Here is a 19,092-nt window from a genome sequence, read left to right on the forward strand (position 1 = left end):
AGGAAGAACACGCCATGACAGAACAAGCAAAACCGAGGAGATCGCGCTCGTCAGACCAGACAAAAAGCACGACACGTCGGCGCCGCACGTCAAAAGCCAAAGAAGCCTCTCTTCCTCTCCCCAGCTTCAGTGTAACAGATGTCCTCTTATGGCATTCAATTCCACGTCCTTTAGTGAAAGCCATGTCCGGTGGCACAATCGCAGAAGGACTTAGCCGAATGATTACATTCGGCCGTCTGCCCCTCTCTTTTGGAAAACCAATGGCTCTAGGGGGGGCTTCTGGCTCTGGTAAGACCCTAACCCTTGCGAAACTAGCAGCCCGCTATGCCCTGCAAGCTCAGCAATCTGAAGGCCGCATCAAAAAGCCTGTAGTTTTAGCCTGTGACAAAAACCCGGGAAGTTATGTAAAGCTGGCCTCTATTCTGCAAGGCTATAATGTCGAACTCATACAAGCCTATCAGGGCCTTATGCCAGAAATAGAAGATAAGGAAAGGCGTATTATCCTGGTTGATCTGCCAGGAGTCTGTATCTATTCCACATTAGGCATGTCTGAAATGCTGGAAATCGTCGAAAGAACACAGGCAGATCTTTCCCTGGTCATTCCTGCCGGGATGGACCCTGAGGAATCTTCCGACATCGCTGCCGCCTTTAGAGAACATGATGCCCAATCCATGATGGCCAGCCGTCTTGAACAGTCTGGCCGTATTGGAGGCGTTATTTCTGCGGCAGCTTGCGGGTTAAGGCTGACTTACGGAAGCTATTCCTCTCATATCGGTGCAGGATTTGCCCCATTAACTCCACAAATCCTGGCAAGACGCCTCCTGATTTTACCCGGTCAATAAGGGGGCAATCATCCCCCTCCAAAACTACGGACCAAACCTCCAGAAACCATTTGAAACCCATCGACCAGCACAAAAAAGATCAATTTAAAGGGCAGGGAAATCGTTGCCGGGGGAAGCATCATCATGCCCAGACTCATCAAAACACTTGATGTGACAAGGTCGATAATCAGAAAAGGCAGGTAAATCAAAAAGCCGATCTCAAACCCTCGACTAAGTTCACCTACCATAAAAGCTGGAATGATGACGCGCCAGGGAATCTTCTCTGCTGAACTGGCAGGCTTGACATTGGAAAGGTGATAAAAAACTTCGACATCTCTGGGCCGTGCATTTTTTACCATAAAGGTACGGAAAGGCTCGGCAGTCGCCTTCAGCCCCTCCATTTCTTCAACCTGACCATTCATCAAAGGCTCAATCCCTTGGGACCAGGATTGTTGAAGGGTTGGCTGCATAACAAATAAAGATAAAATCAGTGCCAAAGCAATCAGGACCATATTTGGGGGTGTCCCCTGCGCGCCCAAAGCACTGCGTAATAATGAAAGTGTGACGATAATACGGGTAAAGGCTGTCACCATTACCAGAAGACTTGGAGCCAGAGAAAGAACAGTAATCAGTGCCGTAAGCTGCACAAGGCGACTTGTTGTCCCCGCCTCTCCAATACCGCCCCCTTTTCCCATGTCAAATGTTACAGATTGCGCCAGAACAGGGTGAGTACAAAGACATAAGAGCCCGACGATCCCTATAAGAGCAGAAACAGCCGCACATGACAGTCTAAAACGTTTTGAAGACATTATTCTAGGCATTCGGCACATTCTTTTCAGCCTTCTGACTGTCAACAACATAGCTCGTTTGGTCTGTGGCTTGAGGAGAAGAACCAACCTCATCCATCCAGCCAACACAGATGTCACTGCCCCCTCCAATCAGGAGGATTGCCAGGGCCTTATTCCCTCCATGACTTTCGACAGATACAGAAACAAGTTTTCTTTTTGAATCAAGCTGAACGACATCACAGATGGAAAGAGCCCCCTTGGAAGGGAGACGCTTATTAAGAAAACGGGGCATGAATTTTTTCAGACGATCAACTAAAAAAAGAGCCCCCAGCATAATGGCAAGAACAATTATCAGGGCAAACAGGGCATTCATATGAAAACCTGTCAGGCCACCAGACATGTGACCGGAAAGTCCTGTTTCATTCCCCAGCATCGTCCTGTTACTCTTCTTAAGCCTCGTCTATGGGAGAAGAGATAATATCCGTCATGGTAACGGCAATATTATCATCTTCAATAATCGTAATCTCTCCACGCGCTATAAGACGCCCATTAGCGTAAATATCGATCGCTGAACCTAATTTCTTATTCAGAGAAACCACAGCCCCACGACCAAGCCGGACGAGATCACGTACAGGCATTTTAACATCCCCGACAACAGCCGTAATTTTAACCGGAACATCAAAAATGGCTTCCCTTTCATCATCCTGGGTAAATACGGCTTCTGTTGAAGGCACTGATGGAGGCAAAGGAGGAGCTTTCTGGCTTGTCTCCTGTGGCTTTTGTGCAGGCTGCTCCGAATTCAAAGACGAATCCTTCTGGTTTTCTGTATTTTCAGTCTCTGCCATTATGCTTTTTCCTGTCTTTCTTGCTGGCGGTTAGAATCCGTCATATGATCTATCGCAGATTTTATCTGTTCACGCACCTTATTCTGCCACTCTACACGATCAAGCTTCAGCTCGTTACGTGATGATAAAATCCTTACACACCCCTGATTACAGTCTGGGTCACTTTTTATGATAATTCCTGCATGCTGCCCAAGAGTGTTTTTTAAAACCTCTTCTTCACTTTCTGCACATGAGACAACAATGTCACCTTCTGACTCCCGCAAACCCTCTTGAGCAAAAGAAAGAATATCCTGACCGAATTTCCGCTGGATAAAATCCTTCTCTGAAATCTGCCCGCTGATAATGTCACAGACGATTTTGAAAATTTCCTGGACAAATTGCATCAGCACCTCACGGCGCTGCTGCTCTTCCTTCTCCAGAAAAGAAAAAGAGTCATTGAGGCTCTCTGTCATTTGTGAAAGCAAGGCCTCATGAGCCTCTTCCCTGCCTTTCTGACAACCTTCTTCAAAGGCCTGTTTCTTGAGAGCTTCAAGCTCTTCAGGCTGCAAATGGACGGACGTGTCAACAACTTCCGGCTTGAGAAGCTCATTCTCTTCAGAAAGTGCCCCAGAGTGTTTCTCCAGTCCCTCTTCTTTCTGTGAGAAAGGAAGACCAAAATCCTCCAACTGTTCTATAAAAGAGATCATCTTATCTGATCCTGTAAGATAATTTCACAGACCGTATCTCAATTACTCAATAAGCTCATCAGAAACAGGAGCAAGATCAACCTCGCCATTATTAGACATATCTTTGATGAGGGCGATAATTTCTGTCTGTGCTGCCTCTGCATCTTTCATACGGACAGCTCCCAGATTGGTAACTTCATCCAACAAGATCGCTCCGGCACGTCTCGACATACAGGCGAGGAACAGTTTACGCGTATTGGGGTTAGCTCCTTTGAGGGCCATTGGCAGTTTCGCACGCAATTCACCATTTTTATTAATGGCAGCCATAACGCGCATCATATCATCCGAAGACAGCCGTTTAACATCATCAAATGTAAATTTGAGTTTGTTCACTTTTTCCATGTCTTCCAGGCTTCTTTCTCCCAGAAGGTCTGTCAAGGTCGTCTCTGTTCTCTTATCAAAGTTATTATAAACTTCCGCAACAAAGGCATAACTATTCCGCTTGCTGGAACGCCCAAATGCCGTAATTAATTCGCGCTGAAGTGTATCTTCCAAACTGGTCAGGACGTCACGACTGACAGGCGTTGTATGAAGCATACGCATAATGACATCTATCGTGAAATCTTCAGGAAAGAGACTCAAAACGCGCGCTACATGAGCTGGAGAAATATAACTCAATATCACAGCCACTGTCTGAGGCTGTTCATTACGCAGATAATTGGCAAGAGCCGTCTCTGGCATATTGGTCATTTTCGCCCAGACGCTCTGACCGGTTGGCCCACGAATTTCGTCAAGAATTTTCGCAACAAGGTTAGCAGGCAGCGCTTTTTTCAGATATTCTTCTGTCGTTTTGTAAGAGCCGACAAGGCCATCTGAAATACCCATTCCACTGGCAAAATCGGAACAGACAGACTCAGCGGCATCAACACTTACCGGCCCAAGAGAGGACATGGCTATTGAAAGCTCACGTACCTCATCTTCCTGCAAAGACCGCAAAATCTGTGCAGAACGTTCACGCCCTATAGAGAGCATCAGAATAGCTGCTTTCTGCTTACCCGTCAGAGGAGCTACATTCTTTTGCAAACCTGATCTATTAAGAGGACCTACTCCTTTATTATTACCTTCCCCTCCCTGTTGCTCAATCATGCCTTACCCTTTCCTGTTGGGGCCTGTATTTTGATTGGGATCTGGCTGGAGCAGCCAACTCCTTATAATATAAATAGCCTCATCGGGATTATTCTCAATCTTATCGAAAACAGTATCCAGAAGGGTTGGAGGCAGTTTGCTCTGCACACCTGAAATAACACCTCCGACTCCCTCAATTCCAGCAGCAAGATTGGCCGCTATCCTGCTCTTATCATCAAGAGATCCAGCCCCCTCGGCGGCAGCCTCACCTTTAACACGCCTGATTTTATTAATAATACGTTTCAGACGCCGTTCCAGAGGCTTGATGAAGAAGAGGCACGCCACGACAAGAAGGACAATTGGTAGTGTCCATTCTACAAAATTAATAACCACATCTTTCTTCAGATATGGTGGAATTTCACGCGCTGGCCCCGTACTTTCCATCTTGAAAGGCATGGAGACAACATTGACCTGGTCTCCGCGTTCCTTGTCATAGCCAATGACGGTCTGGACTAAGGTTGTAATTCTCTGAACTTCCTTGTCATCCAGAGGCTGCCAAATGGGTTTCCCTTTTTTATTTGCTACAAAGGTCCCATCGACCATAACGGCCAGACTGATACGTGAAATACGGGGACGTCTCTGGTCAATAACGCGGACTCTCTTGCCTATTTCGTAGTTATTGGTCTCTTCAACACGATCATCGGTTGAGCCACTCCGGTTATCCTGCCCCGCATTCGCATTCGGCAGATTATTATTAACAGATGCGTCCTGACTGGCCTCTGTATTAACACTTTTATCCGTACTTGTTGTCTGAGACCTTAAAACCTGCTGATCTGGATCATAGCTTTCTTCTGTTTCACGAATTGTATCCGTATTCATTGTAACAGCGGCACGAGCACGCACGTGCCCCATCCCTAGGGTCGGAGTCAGAATATCTTCTACAGCCTGGGCCAAACGCTGCTCTTCTGAATGACGCTGTTTTTCAAGCGTAGATTCCTGCTCCGCCATACTATCTGGGTCACCAGGCCTGGCAAGAAGTTCCCCTCTCGTATCAATAATGGAAATTCCATGAGCCTGAAGCCCCGGAACCGCAGCAGCAACAAGATTCTGAATCGCCGCTATCGCGCTAGGTGAGACAGCACCAATCCGCCCGACATCAAGGATTACGCTTGCCTGCGCAGGATTAGTCTGGGTTGAAAAAAGATCACGACGAGGCAGAACCAGGTGAACACGTACATTGCGAACACCATGAACAAGTTTGATGGAACGCTCCAGCTCTCCTTCCATCGCTCGGGTTTCATTGACCCCTTGTTCAAATTGCGTGCTCGTCAGTGTACCATTTTTGTCAAAAAGCTCATACCCAACAGCCCCACCACTAGGCAGACCGGATTTAGCCAGAGCTAGTCTGGCCTCTGCCACTTTATCATGCGGAACATAGATCGTACGACCATCTGGGCTTGTTTGGGCCTTAATATGATTCTTGCCTAAATCATCCACCATTTCGGCAGCTTCATTAAGGTCAACACCACCATAAAGGAGGCTCATCCGACCTGAGCCACTGTAAAAAACCAAAGCCCCGAGCGCTGTCAGAAGAAACGCAGCAACCACACCCAGTGCGACAAGTTTTGTACGCCCAAGGCCTTTAAGGCCTGCTAATATCTTCTGCATAAAGCGGATATCTACTCACTATTAACAAAATTACTGGCGTCTTTTGAGAAACATTAACCAAAAAATATTATGCCCTGACTCTGCCTTTATTCTGCCTCTATCTTACTAAAATAGCAAAAAATTTCTTTTAACCTTATGGTTGAAAAAAACACGCTCATGGAACAGAGCTTTCATATAATATAATATGGATAAAAGGTTAAGCCTTTCTTCGAAAGCTATGGTGGCAGGAACTGGCTAGTCGGTGGTATTTTCTCCACAGGCATATTTAACCTTTTTGCATTCTGGTCCTGCGTTAACCCACGAGGCCCCTCATAAACCTCATGCGCTACATTAGGCATCTGATCAGGGCGCGCCCAACAATCTGTTCCATTCCAGCTTTGCGTACAATAAGGCTGCGGGGGCGGTGTCCGCGTCACGGGCAAACACCAATCATCTCCTTCTGCCACGTAACCTGCACTACATTCCCGACCTGTTACTTTCCGGGCAAGGTAATCAGCTGTACATCCTGAAAGAAAACCTGTCAGAAAGAAAGAAAGCACTATTCCTTTGATTATATGCACTTTAATCAAAACAACGCTCCCATCTTATCAGAACATTATTGACGAGACGGCATCAGAGGCGCCGCCTGTGATTTTGACTTATGGTCCGAATCATAAAGATTGTTATTCAGAAGAGGAAGGGTTTTATCAGACAACCCATTATTCAAACCCGGCAAATTCAGAGAAGCATTCTGGTGAAATCGCCTGACCCCGACAAGATATTGCGAAACCATATTCACTCGCTCCCGCGACATTTGAGCCATAATAGCTGAGAGCTTCCGCGTATTCATTCTGGCGGAAATCGCCACCAGGACATGTGGGTCCATGACATCAAAAACAGCTGCCGCTTCCCGCGGACTCATATTCTCATATATACTGATAAGCCGTGCTACTGCAACCTGATCAACCTTTTGATCGCTTGCACCATCTTCCCCTGCGGCAGACCTGTTAAGAGACCTGAACTTCAGTTCCAATGCCTGCCGTGCAGATTCCAAAATACGCTTCTGCTCCAAAATCTCTTCCATTGAACGTGGAGCGAGAGAGGAATCATTTATAACTGGTTTTTCTTTAAGAATATTTGCGGTTTTTCCCTCAGATGAAGGATTTTCCTCTGCCTGAACTTTCTGCAAGAATAACAGAAGATTAACGGACAATATCAAAAGAGCTATAGATGTTCTGCCTCTTCCAGATGAAGTCGAAATAGACCTGTTATTCTTATTTCCACCTCTCATAAACAACCTATACCTTGAAATAAACATAAACACATAAGATTGCTTAATCCCCTAACGGGATATCCGCTTCAATTTCTGCATGCTCAATATGAGCTGTCCTCCCCATTGAAGAAAAACCTTCGGTGATATTGTCAGGCTGAATTAAGGAAAAATTCTCCTGTCTGCTGGTAGTTAGTTTAATATCACCTTCAAAACACGCTCCTTCATGCATGGAAAAACCTGTAGCATCCTTCATCACAATCACACAGTCCGAAATGAGAGCTTTTTCAAAAACCTGAAGGCGGGCAGTACGAAACAGCACCCCGGTGGCACACCCTTCTATGATAACATGCTCCGCTTCAACCGAGCCATTTCTTACTTTACCTGACGATGAGATAATCAGCTTTTTCACCCTGATGTCAGAGCGTTCCACCACACCAGAGATCGTCAAAATACCACCGGCTTCTCCATGTAGATTGCTAACAACAAGACCTTCAGGAATAAAACCCTCAACCAGTTTTCCACTGTCCATTAACTACATTCCACCTTCAAGCAATCTATGTTCTGGATTACTGTCACTTTTATTGAAAAATTAATTTAAGATAAATAATCCCAGGAGAAATACCACCCCATTCAGAAGGGCAGGACCTGATCCAAGGCTTGCTGCCCATAACGTGCATCCTGATAACGTGAGAGCTGACCACGCCCACCATAAGAAATACGCGCTTCCGCAATACGGTCATGTGTGACAACATTATCTTCTGAAATATCCTGAGGACGGACAACGCCACTGACTGTAATCTGACGTAGCTCCCCGTTCACCCTGACCTCCTGCCGCGCTACTACGACAAAATTTCCGTTTGGTAAAACCTGCGTAATGACACCGCCCAGTGTCAGCGTTACCGTCTCATTCCGCCGAATACTGCCAGTTCCTGAGGTATTGCTCGAACTTGAGGTCTGTAGAAGGTTATTTCCGATGACCGGGCTTTTCAATCCAAAGAAGCTTGGAACGCCGAAATTCTCTCCCCCGCTTCCAGATGCCCCAGTATTGTCTGTCATGTTCGCCGTATCTGCAACTTCAACCTTAATTGTCAACAAATCTCCCGCTTGTGAAGCCCTCTGATCCTTAAAAAAGGCGCGACTACCAGGGCGCCACAGACTTCCTGCCTCACTGGGAGGCGCCTGAAGCGGAGGCATGGGCATGGTTACCGGACGATAATCGGGCGCTAATGTCGGGTCCGATGTTGAAGTCATACGAGGAGGATGCCCCAACTCACTCAAATTGCTCGGTGCCGCACATGCTGAAAGGGCCATTAAAGGAAGCACCAGCCATTGAGGAGACAATTTACGATATTTGGGCATGGCTACCACCATTACTCTTTATTGCAAGAAAGGCGTACGAAACCGTTTGCCTTCCTTTGAGTTGGCAGGAATAGCCGTCGAGGACGCATCCACACGAATTTCACCTGAAGCCATGACCTTTCCCTGAACGATCATTTTACTCCCCAAATTCAAAGCATGGACAAATTGCCCACTTCCCCCATCTTCCAGAGCACGACCTGTAGCTGTCAACCTGATACCCGGGCTATTAAAGGTAATCAGCACAGGATCCCCCTGATGAACAAGTGTCACATGACGCAAGTCTGTTATTAATATTGGTTCACCAGCGGAAACCGCGTGAGAAAGTGACATGCCAACAATGTTATCTGGATCCGGTAAAGCCTGAGAAGAAAGGGGCATCTTTCCTGAATAATCTGACTCCACGTGCATATCGCCATTCTGAATGACATATCCTGCCGGATGCGACGCATTATAGACAACAATAGGTTGCCGGACCTTGATCGATCCTCTTACGACAAAAGAATCAATCGACTTATCTCCAGTTGGATGTGCCAAATAAGCTGTCGCTGAAAATTTACCTGTTTTTTTATCCCAATCAATATCCGACAGACTGACAGGATTCTGCTCTCTGACGTCCACTGTAATCGGCTTAAAACTCTCTATATCGACAACAAAACCACTCTGCGTTTCGTCAAGGGAAATATTTTTTCTGACAAGATCTGCAAAATATTCCCGTCCAAGAACATGGCCAGCCCGTTTCAGAACCAGAGACGCCGTAGAAGACTGATCCTCCCACTCAACGCCATATTGATCTGCAATTGCAATGAGCTGATACCCCCCGATCTGGATAGTTTTCCCAGGAGGCGGTGCCGGCCCGATAACACGGTCCTGCCCTGGTTCCAGTCCATCAAAGAGATCAGAAAGGGAAACCTGATCACCCGAAATTTCCCCGGCAGAACGCAAGGTTGCTGCCCAAGCAGGGCTTATATGAAGGACAGAAAACACCGAAATAACAAAGAAAAACAATGCTATTTTGACATTATGCCTGACCGCAAGCATCAAATTCCTTACAATTAACGTAAATTCGTTAATGTCTGTAGCATCTCATCTGATGCGGTAATTGTCTTACTATTCATCTCATATGCACGCTGTGCCGTAATCAGATCTGTAATCTCGGTAACAGCATTCACGGCAGATTCTTCAGTATATCCCTGACGGATAGCACCAAAACCCACACTCTGGGGATTACCGTTAATTGGGTCACCAGATGATGTTGTCTGGGTCAAAAGGTTTTGCCCCATAGCAGCAAGACCATTCTCGTTCTGAAATGTCGTCAACTGCATCTGTCCGGCAACCTGGGCATCAGGCTGCCCCTGAATGGTATATTGGACCTGTCCTGACTGATCGACTGTTATATTCTCAGCGTTATTAGGAATCGCGATATTAGGGACCAAGGGATAACCATCTGCTGTCACGATATTTCCGTCTTCAGACATAGAAAACGTCCCATCGCGCGTATAGGCATATTCACCTGACGGCAAGAGAACGCGGAAATATCCACGCCCTTCAATGGCCAGGTCCAAGGTATTATTGGTCTGAATCAATGGGCCTTGTTCATTAATCCGGTAAATAGCAGCCGTCCTGACACCGAGACCAACCTGCGCGCCTGCGGGCACACGATAGCCTGTATCAGAGCTCATGGTTCCCACACGACGCAGGTCCTGATAAATCAGATCCTGAAATTCAGCACGACGCCTTTTATAACCAGTTGTCGTCATGTTCGCCATATTATGGGAGATCGTGTCAACATTCGTCGTCTGGGCCTGCATGCCTGTCGCAGCAATTTCAAGAGACCGAAGCATGAATAATTCCCCTCAAAAGCTCATTGCCTATTAAAGCACGACTATTTCAGAAGACTCACAATTAACGCGGACAAGACCCTACCATTCCGGGCAGGCCGTCATCTTACATAGACCATGTTTGCCTTATAAACTACGAATTAAGAAAACGTTATGCAAGTTGTTTTTCGTATAATTTAAGACACAGGCAAAAATGATATAAAAATATTGAGATAAAATCTCACCGGCTTTCATTGTCTTTTTTTTACAAAATTTGTAAATAAAAAAACAATTCTCTGGAATCAAAGAGGAATAGCGCTCTGCTTGGAGACATATTGTGGATACGACCAGTTACCTAGCCCTTTCTCATATTGATGCCCTGACACGCTCACTTGATGTGACGGCCAACAACCTGGCAAATGCAAGCACTGACGGCTTTAAAGCCTCCAACATTTTGTTTTCAGACTATATTTCCACCCAGCATGGCAAAGTCGGACTTGGGGCTGATAAGAGGCTACATTACAGTCAGGATAAAGCCACGTATCTCAATACCATGCAAGGTGAGCTCAAAACTACGGGAAATCCTCTTGATCTGGCCATCAACGGCCAGGGCTATTTTACTGTAAAAACCTCGAAAGGAATCCGTCTCACACGCGACGGCAAATTCCAGCAAACCAATGATGGAACAATTGTTGATTCAGCAGGAAATCCCCTCCTGGATGACCAGAAAATGCCTATTGTCCTTAGCCCACAAGATATTCCACTGCCTCTCTCAATCGCTTCTGATGGCACGATCTCTACTGATAGAGGACTTGTCGGTGTTATTAACCTTGTCAGGGTTGATGATGATAACAGTCTAAAAAATGAAGGAGATCACCTTCTCCGTCCGACGACCCCGACACATGACATGCCAACAAAAGAAATACGTCAGGGAATGCTGGAAGAAAGTAATGTAAATGCCGTAAGGGAAACTACGGAGCTGGTCAGGATCCAACGTGAATATGACCTCAATTTCCAGCTTCTACAAAAAGACTTTACACGCCGGCTGAATGCCATTGACAAGATCACTTCTGAGACCTCGGTTTAAGCTGGGAATCCATTACAAAAAGCCCCTAAATTTAACCTTTTTGTAATATCTGCTTATTAGATAAAGCAGATAAATATTCCTAGAGAAGAGACTGCCACATTTCTGTGGTAAACTTATAATTTGAAAACAGAAAATTTTTTGGAGAATTCTAATGGGCCTCGGCATCGCACTTAATATTGCTACAAGTGGGCTTCAGGGAGTCGAAGCACAGCTCGATACCGTCTCCAAAAATGTTTCAAATGCCTCCACTGACGGATATGTCCTGGAAAGTTCCAATATATTATCCGTCGTCGTCAATGGCGGTAATATCGGCGTTAAAGTCGGTCATAATAGTCTGTCATACTCACCAGCGCTTATGGCTGCGCTTTATACCCAGAATGGCAAGGTCAGTAATCAATCAGCGATGTATGCCTCCCTGAGTAATGTCGCCATGCTTCAGGGCACAACTGGCGCAAATGGTGATGGCAACTCCGATACCATGGGTACCCTGTCAAATTATCTCGGCAAATTGAAAACAAGCCTGGTCAGCGTGACGAATGCCCCTACAAATGGGAGCACGCAATATGATGTCATCTCAAATGCCCGTATGCTTGTCAGCAATATCAACACGATGGCTTCAACCTATCAAACACAACGTCAGAACGCCCAGGATGCTATTGTCGTCGCCATGCCTGGAATCAATACAGACCTGACAACAATTGGCTCTCTTTCCAAGAAAATTATGGTTGCAAAGGCCTCGGGAGATGATACTTCTGATCTGGAAAATCAGCGCCTTGGTTATATGAACGATCTTTCAGACAAATTGGGCGTTTCTTTTACCGAAAAAGCCAATGGGGATATGATTGTCACAACAGAAGATGGTGCGCAGCTACCGACGCGTCCTGACCAGATCGGCTTGCCTGACAATAGTCATATCGTACCAACTTCCGACTGGCCTCTATCAACCCAAAAGGCAGCTATCTCCCCTAATATGTATTATAGTAATGATGGTACAAATGGTGGCATTCCCGGCATTATGCTCAATGGGAAAGATATCACCTCCCATCTGACCAGCGGTCAATTAGGTGCCAATATTACACTGCGGGATCAGACCTATCCTAAAATGCAGGCTCAACTTGATTCTTTTGCCTCTACATTAATTAACCGTTTTGATGCTGCGGGAATGCCTCTCTTTACCCCTCTTGCCCGAGCTGGTATGAACGCTGGCTCCAACAGCGTTAAACTCGACACTAATAATAATGTCCTAGGAGCAGATGGCAAAGTTCTGACCGTTAATGGTGGTCATTATCTAAAAGCTGAACCTGGCGATCTAACTGGAACAAAATTCGTTATTGTCAATAAGGCAACAGATCCTGCATCTAGCGGACAAGCAGGCGTTACCATCGATTCCACCGGGAAAATCAATGGTGCCAATATTGATATGATTGATCTGGCTTCACAGCTTGAAGTTAATCCTGATTATGCTGCAAACCCAGCCTTAGTTACGACAAATGCTGCTGGTAATACTGGAGACATAACAACAATCAATAATGTGCTGAACAAAACTTTCAGCAACAATATTGAAGATGTCTCAGGAAGCCTGGCGGCTCCTACAGATTCCCTTGGGCCGGATGGCTCCTTTACGACAGGTTATCCAGGGACAGAAAGTCTTGATCAGCTAGCGACTGATATGACTTCAACGCAGGCACAGGTCATTAATGGCGCCAAAACGGGACTTTCTTCTGAAACTTCCATACAGACAAATTTGACTACTCAGGTTAACTCTGTTTCGGGGGTCAATATTAATAACCAGATGGCCATGATCGTCACACTGCAAAATTCATATTCTGCCAATGCCAAAGTCGTTTCAGCTGTTCAGAATATGTTTAACGCTCTCATTAATGCCGTATAAATTCCTAGTAAGAGAGTCCGAAAAGGAAGAAGCTTATGTCCATGTCCATCGGTCGTTATGGTGCTAACAGTACAAATTTCATTTTGTCACAAAGCATTAAAAATAATGAGCAAAGTCAAGCCTCGATTTCATGGCAGATTGGCAGTGGAACGACTTCTTCGACCATAGAAGGACTAGGCGATAATAGATATATCGCCTTGCAGCTCAGTCCTAAAATGGATGAAAATAATGCTTATCTCAGCAATATCAGCTCCATGCTCAATCGATTGGATATTAGTTCAAAAGGCTTAAAGCAGATAACTGATCTTGCCCAAAATATGTATAAAACGGCGATGAATATGCTTGCCGTAGAAGATCAGGGAGGCTTTTCATCTGGAGGAAGTTCTGCCACTGCGGCTTCTGACCTGATGACCTTAAAACAGGCCCTTAATACAATGGATAATTCTGGCGGATATGTCTTTGCCGCTGGGGATGGTCGCCAAAGACCAATTCCTGACAAAGGAGATATTAAAGACAGCCCTCTGGCCCATAAAATTAATGACCTTGTTTCTGACATGCTGGCCGGGAAACTTTCAGCATCAGATGTTTTCAAACAGGCAACGGCTGCGGCTGCTGATAACACACCGCCTATGGCTGTTTTCGATCCTACCCTGTCCGTATCAGCTCCAGATGCTCATAAAGAGCGCAAAAATATTGTCATTGGCGATAATGACCAAACATGGACGGCGGGATTTGTTGCAACAGAAGGAGACTCAGAAGCAACCGATACGAGCACAGGCTCTCCCGTCAGAGATTTAATGCGTGATATGATGCTGATTTCGGCTTTAGGCGATCATAAAATGACGGATCCTGGCGTTTTTGAGCTTGTCCAAAAAGTACAGGTCTCCACAAAAGCAACTTCTGACACAATGAGTGACGTGGAAGCGGCCACTGGATCAGATGAGAATGCCCTGAAAAGCCAGCAAGGCACCTTAAAAAGTGTTGGTATGGCTCTAGCTGATTATATGAGCGACAATATCAGCGCTGATCCATCAGCCCTTGCACTTAAATATGATAATTTACGCTCTCAACTCCAAGTTTCTTTTACGTTGGTTAGTAAACTCAAAGATCTCTCTTTGGCTAATTATATCTAATTATTTAGATATTGTTTTATATATTTGAAATATTTGAGGAGAACTGGTAGTTTTTCCTCAAATATTTTATGGTATGCTGGAAATGGATTATTCTTCTTTCCGAAAAGATACGTCTGCGTCTCTTGCCTGCAAATCGTGACAGACCCTTTCAACTGGTAGAGACCAGTCAAACGCCTTTTCCTGCTGATAAATTGTCATGCTTTTGTACCAGGGCGTGTCTACCCGCCCATAAAGCCAACGCCAACATTGGTCAAAACGTGAAAGCAACAGAACCGGTTTTCCCAAAGCGGCTGCCAGATGCGCTGTAGATGTATCAACAGAGACCACAATATCCAGTGTCATAATCAGTGCAGCTGTGTCAGAAAAATCATGTAACTCATTTGTATAATCAATCAGCTTCATTGACTCAGGCGGGGTTACAGCCTGCTCCGCCTTATCACCAATTTGCAAGCTATAAAATAAGGCCGTTGGTACTGCTTTTGCCAAAGGCGCTAAAACAGATAAATCCATCGACCGACGGCGATTAGCAAAAGCGGCAACCTTCTCTTCAGGATGAGAAGAACCAGACCAGACCAGACCGACACGCAAACCATTCTGTTGGAGGAATCGGCCCCTATCTTCCTCTATACGCTGTTGCCAAAAGGAAAATTTTTGGGGATCAGCTCTTAAATACCCTCCGGAAAAAGGTATCGTATCCAGTTTTGTTCCCAAAATACGGGGAAGACTCATCATCAGGACATAAAAATCATAATCTGGAAGAGGGTCTTTTTTGGAAACAAACGTAATATCAGGGAAGGAAAAGGAAAAAAGCGAAAGCAGTTCGGTAGGAACAGCTATGATTAATCTAGCAGCGTATTTCTTCATCAGTGGGAAAAAGCGACTGAACTGAAGCATATCGCCAAAACCAGCTTCCCCTAAAATCAGGAGAGTCTTGTCTTTTAAGGCTTCCCCTTCCCATGGACGCTCTGGAAAAAGCTGTTTTCTTTCTTCCTTTGTCCAGCGCCACTCATTTTCCTGGAAACCTTCAATATAATTTCCGGAAGCCAAAAGCGATATTGCATAATTCAGCCTTGTTTGCCGATTATTCGGCTCTAATTCTATAGAAAGACGATAAAGCTGATGTGCTACATCAAACTGCCCTAAAGTCGAGATACACATTGCCAAATTACTTAATGCTTCAGGATGATTGCTCTGAAGCGCAAGACATCTCTGATACGCCTTGATGGCATTTCCGTAATCCTGACCAAGTTGATAAAGATTTCCAAGGTTCGACCATCCATCAGCCAAAGCGGGATTAATTTCAAGAGCACGGACTAAGGCCTGTAAGGCACGGTCAAAATGATATTCATTTAATAATGCAGCACCATAATTGCTCAACAATATGGCATCGTCAGGAGAAATACTGAGCGCTTCTTCATAAAGAGGAAGAGCCTGTTGAATATGCCCCGCTTTTTGAAGAGATATAGCTCTTTTTATAAGAGGGAGATAGGACGTCTTATCCTGATCAGACATAACAACTCTTATTCCTGATATGAATCCAAAATAAAATTACGTTTTTCCTGGAAAGAAAAAACGCTGCCACAAACTGTAGCAGCGTTTTCAATAAAATCCACCTTACAAAGAAGACTGGACTTATCGCTCTTACTGGAAGAGTGAGAGAATATTCTGAGACTGACCATTCGCAATGGTAAGTGCTTTAACGCCCAGAGACTGTTTGGTCTGCAGAGCTGTCAGTTTCGCACTTTCAGCAGCCATATCAGCATCAACTAGAGAGCTGGAAGCGTCTGTCAGAGAGTCTGAAAGGTTCTTACCATAGTTTGTCATTGACGTAATGGTAATTTTATTAGCACCTAACGTGGAGGTCAGACTCGTCATTTTTGAAAGCGCAGACGAAATCTTGTTAATCAGATTGTGAGCATCGTCTGAAGAGATCTTATTAATATCAATTTTTCCACCAGAAGCATTTGTCAGAAGGCCACCAGAAGAAGAAGTAACTGCACCATTGCTACCAGCTGAGGTATTGGTTACGGTGACGTTGTTCCCGCCCGAAGCGGCAGTAGATGAAGATATTGTCGTTATTGTTGACAGCCCTAATGCATCGGTAAGAACACCAAAACCACTTGCAAATGTAGCTCCAACCAAAGCAGCACCACCCGAAATGGTCTGCAGGTCACCCTGTGCACCTGTCAAGAACGTCAGATTATTACTGGTAATGCCATAACCATCTGATGTGCTCATAGCAAGAAGGTTCACACCTTTAACCGTAGCATTACGGGCAATTGTGTTAATCGTTCCAGCCAGACCGGTCAGCTTGTCATTAATGGATTTAAGAGAAGCTGGGTCACCTAGGTGATCAAGATAATCTGTAACAGATGAACGGACATCATTTAATGTGCTGACGATGGAGTCAGCAGCATTCAGGGTCGTGCTAACGATTTCAGAAGCATAGCTCAAGCCATCATTAACAGCATCCTGGCCGGCAATATCGTTATTGATCTGAGAAGAAATACCATAAGAAGCAGGGTTGTCAGCTGCTGAAGAAACTTTTTTACCTGTCGCCACAGCATTCTGGGCAGCGCTCAGACTTTCCTGTGTCTGATTCAGGGTTTCAAGAGCCACAAGGGCGGATGCATTGTTGTTAATAGATAAGCTCATTTTGAACCTCTGTTTTTCGTTACGCAAAGCCGGCAATTCGGCTCTTCGTTTTTACAAGGAGTAATAAAACGCCAAATGGCTACAAAAATATTAACAGAACGAAGTCTTTTTAATAATTTTTAAAAAATCCTATTTCTTTCCAAGCCCTGCCATATAGGGGCGTGGATTCCTCAAGGATTGTGGAACATCCCCTTCCAATTTATCCGAAAATTTTGCGCTTGAAACTTCTTCTTCCGGTGGCAAATCCATAACTTTTTCGGTTGAAGAAAAAACGCGCATTTTGGCTTTTTGCGCATTGGAGGACTCGGAAGTTATATCTGTTTCCAGACCATTTGACCTGGATTCGAACTCTTGCGGAAAGACATCTGACGTTTTTAAAACACGCTGCTGCCTTCTTTCTATGGAAGCTTCAAGATTTTTCAGAGTCTCCTGAGCCTGCTCAATCGCTAACAGTAACGCTGCTTTTTTCTCATCTGCTTTTTTAATATCACGGTCCAGATCATTACTGATCTCCGTTGCCATTTTTTGCAGATCCTGCAGATCTTCTGTCGCATTACGCGCATATTCAACCAACGCGCTGAGCTTTTTCCCCCCTTTTGCCGATTCCTGCTGCATGGCCTCGAAAAGACGGCCAGCATGCTCAGTCGAACTATCCAGATTTAAAACCATCTGCTCAAGGGCATTATAGGTCTCCCGGATCACCGAAAGACGTTTAGCAATCGTTCTGGAACTTACGATCCCGATAATAATAACCAGGATCAATATAACTTCGACAATGATCTTTAGATTATCAAAAAGCATAATGTTCCTGCCTATCTTTCAAAGAAGGAAACACCTGAATGCCCCCTTCCATGTCCCTTATTGAGGGGTAAATTGTTTCCCTAAGGCGCCGAAATCTGCCACTGTTTTGATTTCATCAGCTGGCGGAATGAGGCGATGGTCAATACGAACAGCCTGCATATCCTTCAATTTTCCCAATGTCGCATAAAACATGGGCTTTCGGTCACATTCCAGCCTTACCCTATAAGGATCTTCCCTTTTATGAGGCAGCCTCAAGATAGACCCTCTCTGTAGAGAAAGAATTTTTGAAAGAGGAATCATAGTTTCCTCAAAAACAGCAGAAAGCGTCACACTTGTATCAAGGATCTGTGTAATTAAATGCTCCTCCCAGACACTATCATTCCCAAAATCTTCTCCCATAAATTGCTGGGTCAGTTTCGTTCTGACAGTTTCGAGAGTCGCATAAGGAAGAATCACCGTGATATTTCCACTATGACCGTTAATCTCATTACGGAACTGTGCTGCGATCACAGCATTAAGGGGGCGCGTGATTGTTGCAAAATGTGAGCTTAATTCAATCCGCTCAAAGCTCAGTGTGATATCCCCAATAGGAGCAAAGGCCTCTTGCAAATCTCTCAGCACCAACGTCACTAATTTATCAAGTAATGTCCGTTCCAGAGCTGTCGGCTGCCGGTCTTCAGCAACGCTTCCCTGAAGGCCACTTTGCCCACCCATCAGCACATCGACAATAGCATAGGCCAAGTCCGAATCAATGACAATCAACCCGAGATTTTTCCACTCTTCCGCCTTAAAAATCGCAAAAACAGACTTCTTGGGGGTAGAGTCCATATAATCACCGAACCGCAAGGAGTTCATGCTTGCCAGTGAAATTTCTACCGGATCATTGGTAAAACTGCGTAAGGTGGATGTCCAGAAGCGCACAAACCGGTCCAGAACATTTTCGAGCATAGGCATACGCTCATAGGCGACAAACCCTGTCTCAATAATCCGCTCCAAACCATCCTTTCCCTGTTTTTCTACAGAGGAAAGATCTGTTTCAAGCTCAGAAAAATCCTTACCTTCGGCCTTCTCGTCCTTTGAGGCTGGGGTTAAAGATTCATTGATCTGATGCTCCTCACCCGTATCAAGTTTGATATCTCCTGCATCGAGAGAAATATCAGTTGGGTCTTCTCCATCCAACATTAT

At 45.2% G+C, this 19,092-nt stretch carries 20 protein-coding genes; 4 read left to right on the top strand and 16 right to left on the bottom strand.

Features of this window, described 5'->3' with window-relative positions:
- The first annotated feature begins 14 nt into the window (after window positions 1–14).
- Complete coding sequence (locus AC3B6P_RS01215) at window positions 15–842, top strand: hypothetical protein (protein ID WP_489804337.1); 828 nt, start codon at window positions 15–17, stop codon at window positions 840–842.
- Window positions 843–850: 8 nt separating this feature from the next.
- On the opposite strand, the gene fliP is transcribed toward AC3B6P_RS01215, so the two are convergent.
- From fliP to flgG, 12 genes are all read right to left on the bottom strand, one after another.
- The gene (gene fliP / locus AC3B6P_RS01220) at window positions 851–1,630 is read right to left on the bottom strand and encodes a flagellar type III secretion system pore protein FliP (protein WP_489804338.1); all 780 of its coding nucleotides are present in this window, start codon (window positions 1,628–1,630) and stop codon (window positions 851–853) included.
- Window positions 1,631–1,634: 4 nt separating this feature from the next.
- Window positions 1,635–2,042, bottom strand: coding sequence for a hypothetical protein (locus AC3B6P_RS01225; protein WP_489804339.1), 408 nt, complete (start codon window positions 2,040–2,042; stop codon window positions 1,635–1,637).
- Window positions 2,043–2,058: 16 nt separating this feature from the next.
- Window positions 2,059–2,454 carry a flagellar motor switch protein FliN gene (gene fliN / locus AC3B6P_RS01230; RefSeq protein ID WP_489804340.1) on the bottom strand — a complete coding sequence of 132 codons (396 nt, stop codon included), beginning with the start codon at window positions 2,452–2,454 and terminating at the stop codon, window positions 2,059–2,061.
- Entirely contained in the window at window positions 2,454–3,140 is a 687-nt protein-coding gene (locus AC3B6P_RS01235) for a FliH/SctL family protein (RefSeq protein WP_489804341.1), read from the bottom strand. Before AC3B6P_RS01235 ends, fliN begins: the two co-directional genes overlap by 1 nt.
- A 42-nt stretch (window positions 3,141–3,182) precedes the next feature.
- On the bottom strand, window positions 3,183–4,265 hold the full coding sequence (locus AC3B6P_RS01240; RefSeq protein WP_489804342.1) for a flagellar motor switch protein FliG: 1,083 nt from the start codon (window positions 4,263–4,265) through the stop codon (window positions 3,183–3,185).
- Window positions 4,266–4,268: 3 nt separating this feature from the next.
- Window positions 4,269–5,912, bottom strand: a complete 1,644-nt coding sequence (fliF, locus tag AC3B6P_RS01245) for a flagellar basal-body MS-ring/collar protein FliF (protein WP_489804343.1) — start codon at window positions 5,910–5,912, stop codon at window positions 4,269–4,271.
- A gap of 215 nt (window positions 5,913–6,127) precedes the next feature.
- On the bottom strand, window positions 6,128–6,451 hold the full coding sequence (locus tag AC3B6P_RS01250; RefSeq protein ID WP_489804344.1) for a hypothetical protein: 324 nt from the start codon (window positions 6,449–6,451) through the stop codon (window positions 6,128–6,130).
- Window positions 6,452–6,507: 56 nt separating this feature from the next.
- Window positions 6,508–7,104, bottom strand: a complete 597-nt coding sequence (locus AC3B6P_RS01255) for a MotE family protein (protein WP_489804345.1) — start codon at window positions 7,102–7,104, stop codon at window positions 6,508–6,510.
- Window positions 7,105–7,225: 121 nt separating this feature from the next.
- Window positions 7,226–7,693 carry a polymer-forming cytoskeletal protein gene (locus AC3B6P_RS01260; RefSeq protein ID WP_489804346.1) on the bottom strand — a complete coding sequence of 156 codons (468 nt, stop codon included), beginning with the start codon at window positions 7,691–7,693 and terminating at the stop codon, window positions 7,226–7,228.
- 101 nt (window positions 7,694–7,794) lie between these two features.
- On the bottom strand, window positions 7,795–8,523 hold the full coding sequence (gene flgH, locus AC3B6P_RS01265) for a flagellar basal body L-ring protein FlgH (RefSeq protein ID WP_489804347.1): 729 nt from the start codon (window positions 8,521–8,523) through the stop codon (window positions 7,795–7,797).
- 18 nt (window positions 8,524–8,541) lie between these two features.
- Entirely contained in the window at window positions 8,542–9,561 is a 1,020-nt protein-coding gene (gene flgA, locus AC3B6P_RS01270) for a flagellar basal body P-ring formation chaperone FlgA (protein ID WP_489804348.1), read from the bottom strand.
- A gap of 14 nt (window positions 9,562–9,575) precedes the next feature.
- Window positions 9,576–10,364: a flagellar basal-body rod protein FlgG gene (gene flgG / locus AC3B6P_RS01275; RefSeq protein ID WP_489804349.1), complete on the bottom strand. Its 789-nt coding sequence runs from the start codon at window positions 10,362–10,364 to the stop codon at window positions 9,576–9,578.
- 313 nt (window positions 10,365–10,677) lie between these two features.
- Between flgG and flgF the strand changes: the two genes are divergently transcribed.
- From flgF to AC3B6P_RS01290, 3 genes are all read left to right on the top strand, one after another.
- Window positions 10,678–11,427 carry a flagellar basal-body rod protein FlgF gene (flgF, locus tag AC3B6P_RS01280; RefSeq protein ID WP_489804350.1) on the top strand — a complete coding sequence of 250 codons (750 nt, stop codon included), beginning with the start codon at window positions 10,678–10,680 and terminating at the stop codon, window positions 11,425–11,427.
- A 151-nt stretch (window positions 11,428–11,578) separates the two neighbouring features.
- A complete protein-coding gene (locus tag AC3B6P_RS01285; protein ID WP_489804351.1) occupies window positions 11,579–13,318 on the top strand; it encodes a flagellar hook-associated protein FlgK in 1,740 nt (579 codons plus the stop codon).
- A 35-nt stretch (window positions 13,319–13,353) separates the two neighbouring features.
- On the top strand, window positions 13,354–14,451 hold the full coding sequence (locus AC3B6P_RS01290) for a flagellin family protein (RefSeq protein WP_489804352.1): 1,098 nt from the start codon (window positions 13,354–13,356) through the stop codon (window positions 14,449–14,451).
- A gap of 87 nt (window positions 14,452–14,538) precedes the next feature.
- Here AC3B6P_RS01290 and AC3B6P_RS01295 read toward each other — a convergent pair whose 3' ends face one another.
- The 4 genes from AC3B6P_RS01295 to fliM all read right to left on the bottom strand — a co-directional run bounded on the left by AC3B6P_RS01295 (window position 14,539) and on the right by fliM (window position 19,089).
- The gene (locus AC3B6P_RS01295; RefSeq protein ID WP_489804353.1) at window positions 14,539–15,963 is read right to left on the bottom strand and encodes a tetratricopeptide repeat protein; all 1,425 of its coding nucleotides are present in this window, start codon (window positions 15,961–15,963) and stop codon (window positions 14,539–14,541) included.
- Between the two features lie 129 nt (window positions 15,964–16,092).
- On the bottom strand, window positions 16,093–17,106 hold the full coding sequence (locus AC3B6P_RS01300; protein WP_489804354.1) for a flagellin N-terminal helical domain-containing protein: 1,014 nt from the start codon (window positions 17,104–17,106) through the stop codon (window positions 16,093–16,095).
- Between the two features lie 129 nt (window positions 17,107–17,235).
- Window positions 17,236–17,907: a hypothetical protein gene (locus AC3B6P_RS01305; protein ID WP_489804355.1), complete on the bottom strand. Its 672-nt coding sequence runs from the start codon at window positions 17,905–17,907 to the stop codon at window positions 17,236–17,238.
- A 57-nt stretch (window positions 17,908–17,964) separates the two neighbouring features.
- Complete coding sequence (fliM, locus tag AC3B6P_RS01310; protein WP_489804356.1) at window positions 17,965–19,089, bottom strand: flagellar motor switch protein FliM; 1,125 nt, start codon at window positions 19,087–19,089, stop codon at window positions 17,965–17,967.
- Between the last annotated feature and the right edge of the window lie 3 nt (window positions 19,090–19,092).

The organism is Aristophania sp. ESL1142, assembly GCF_058107345.1.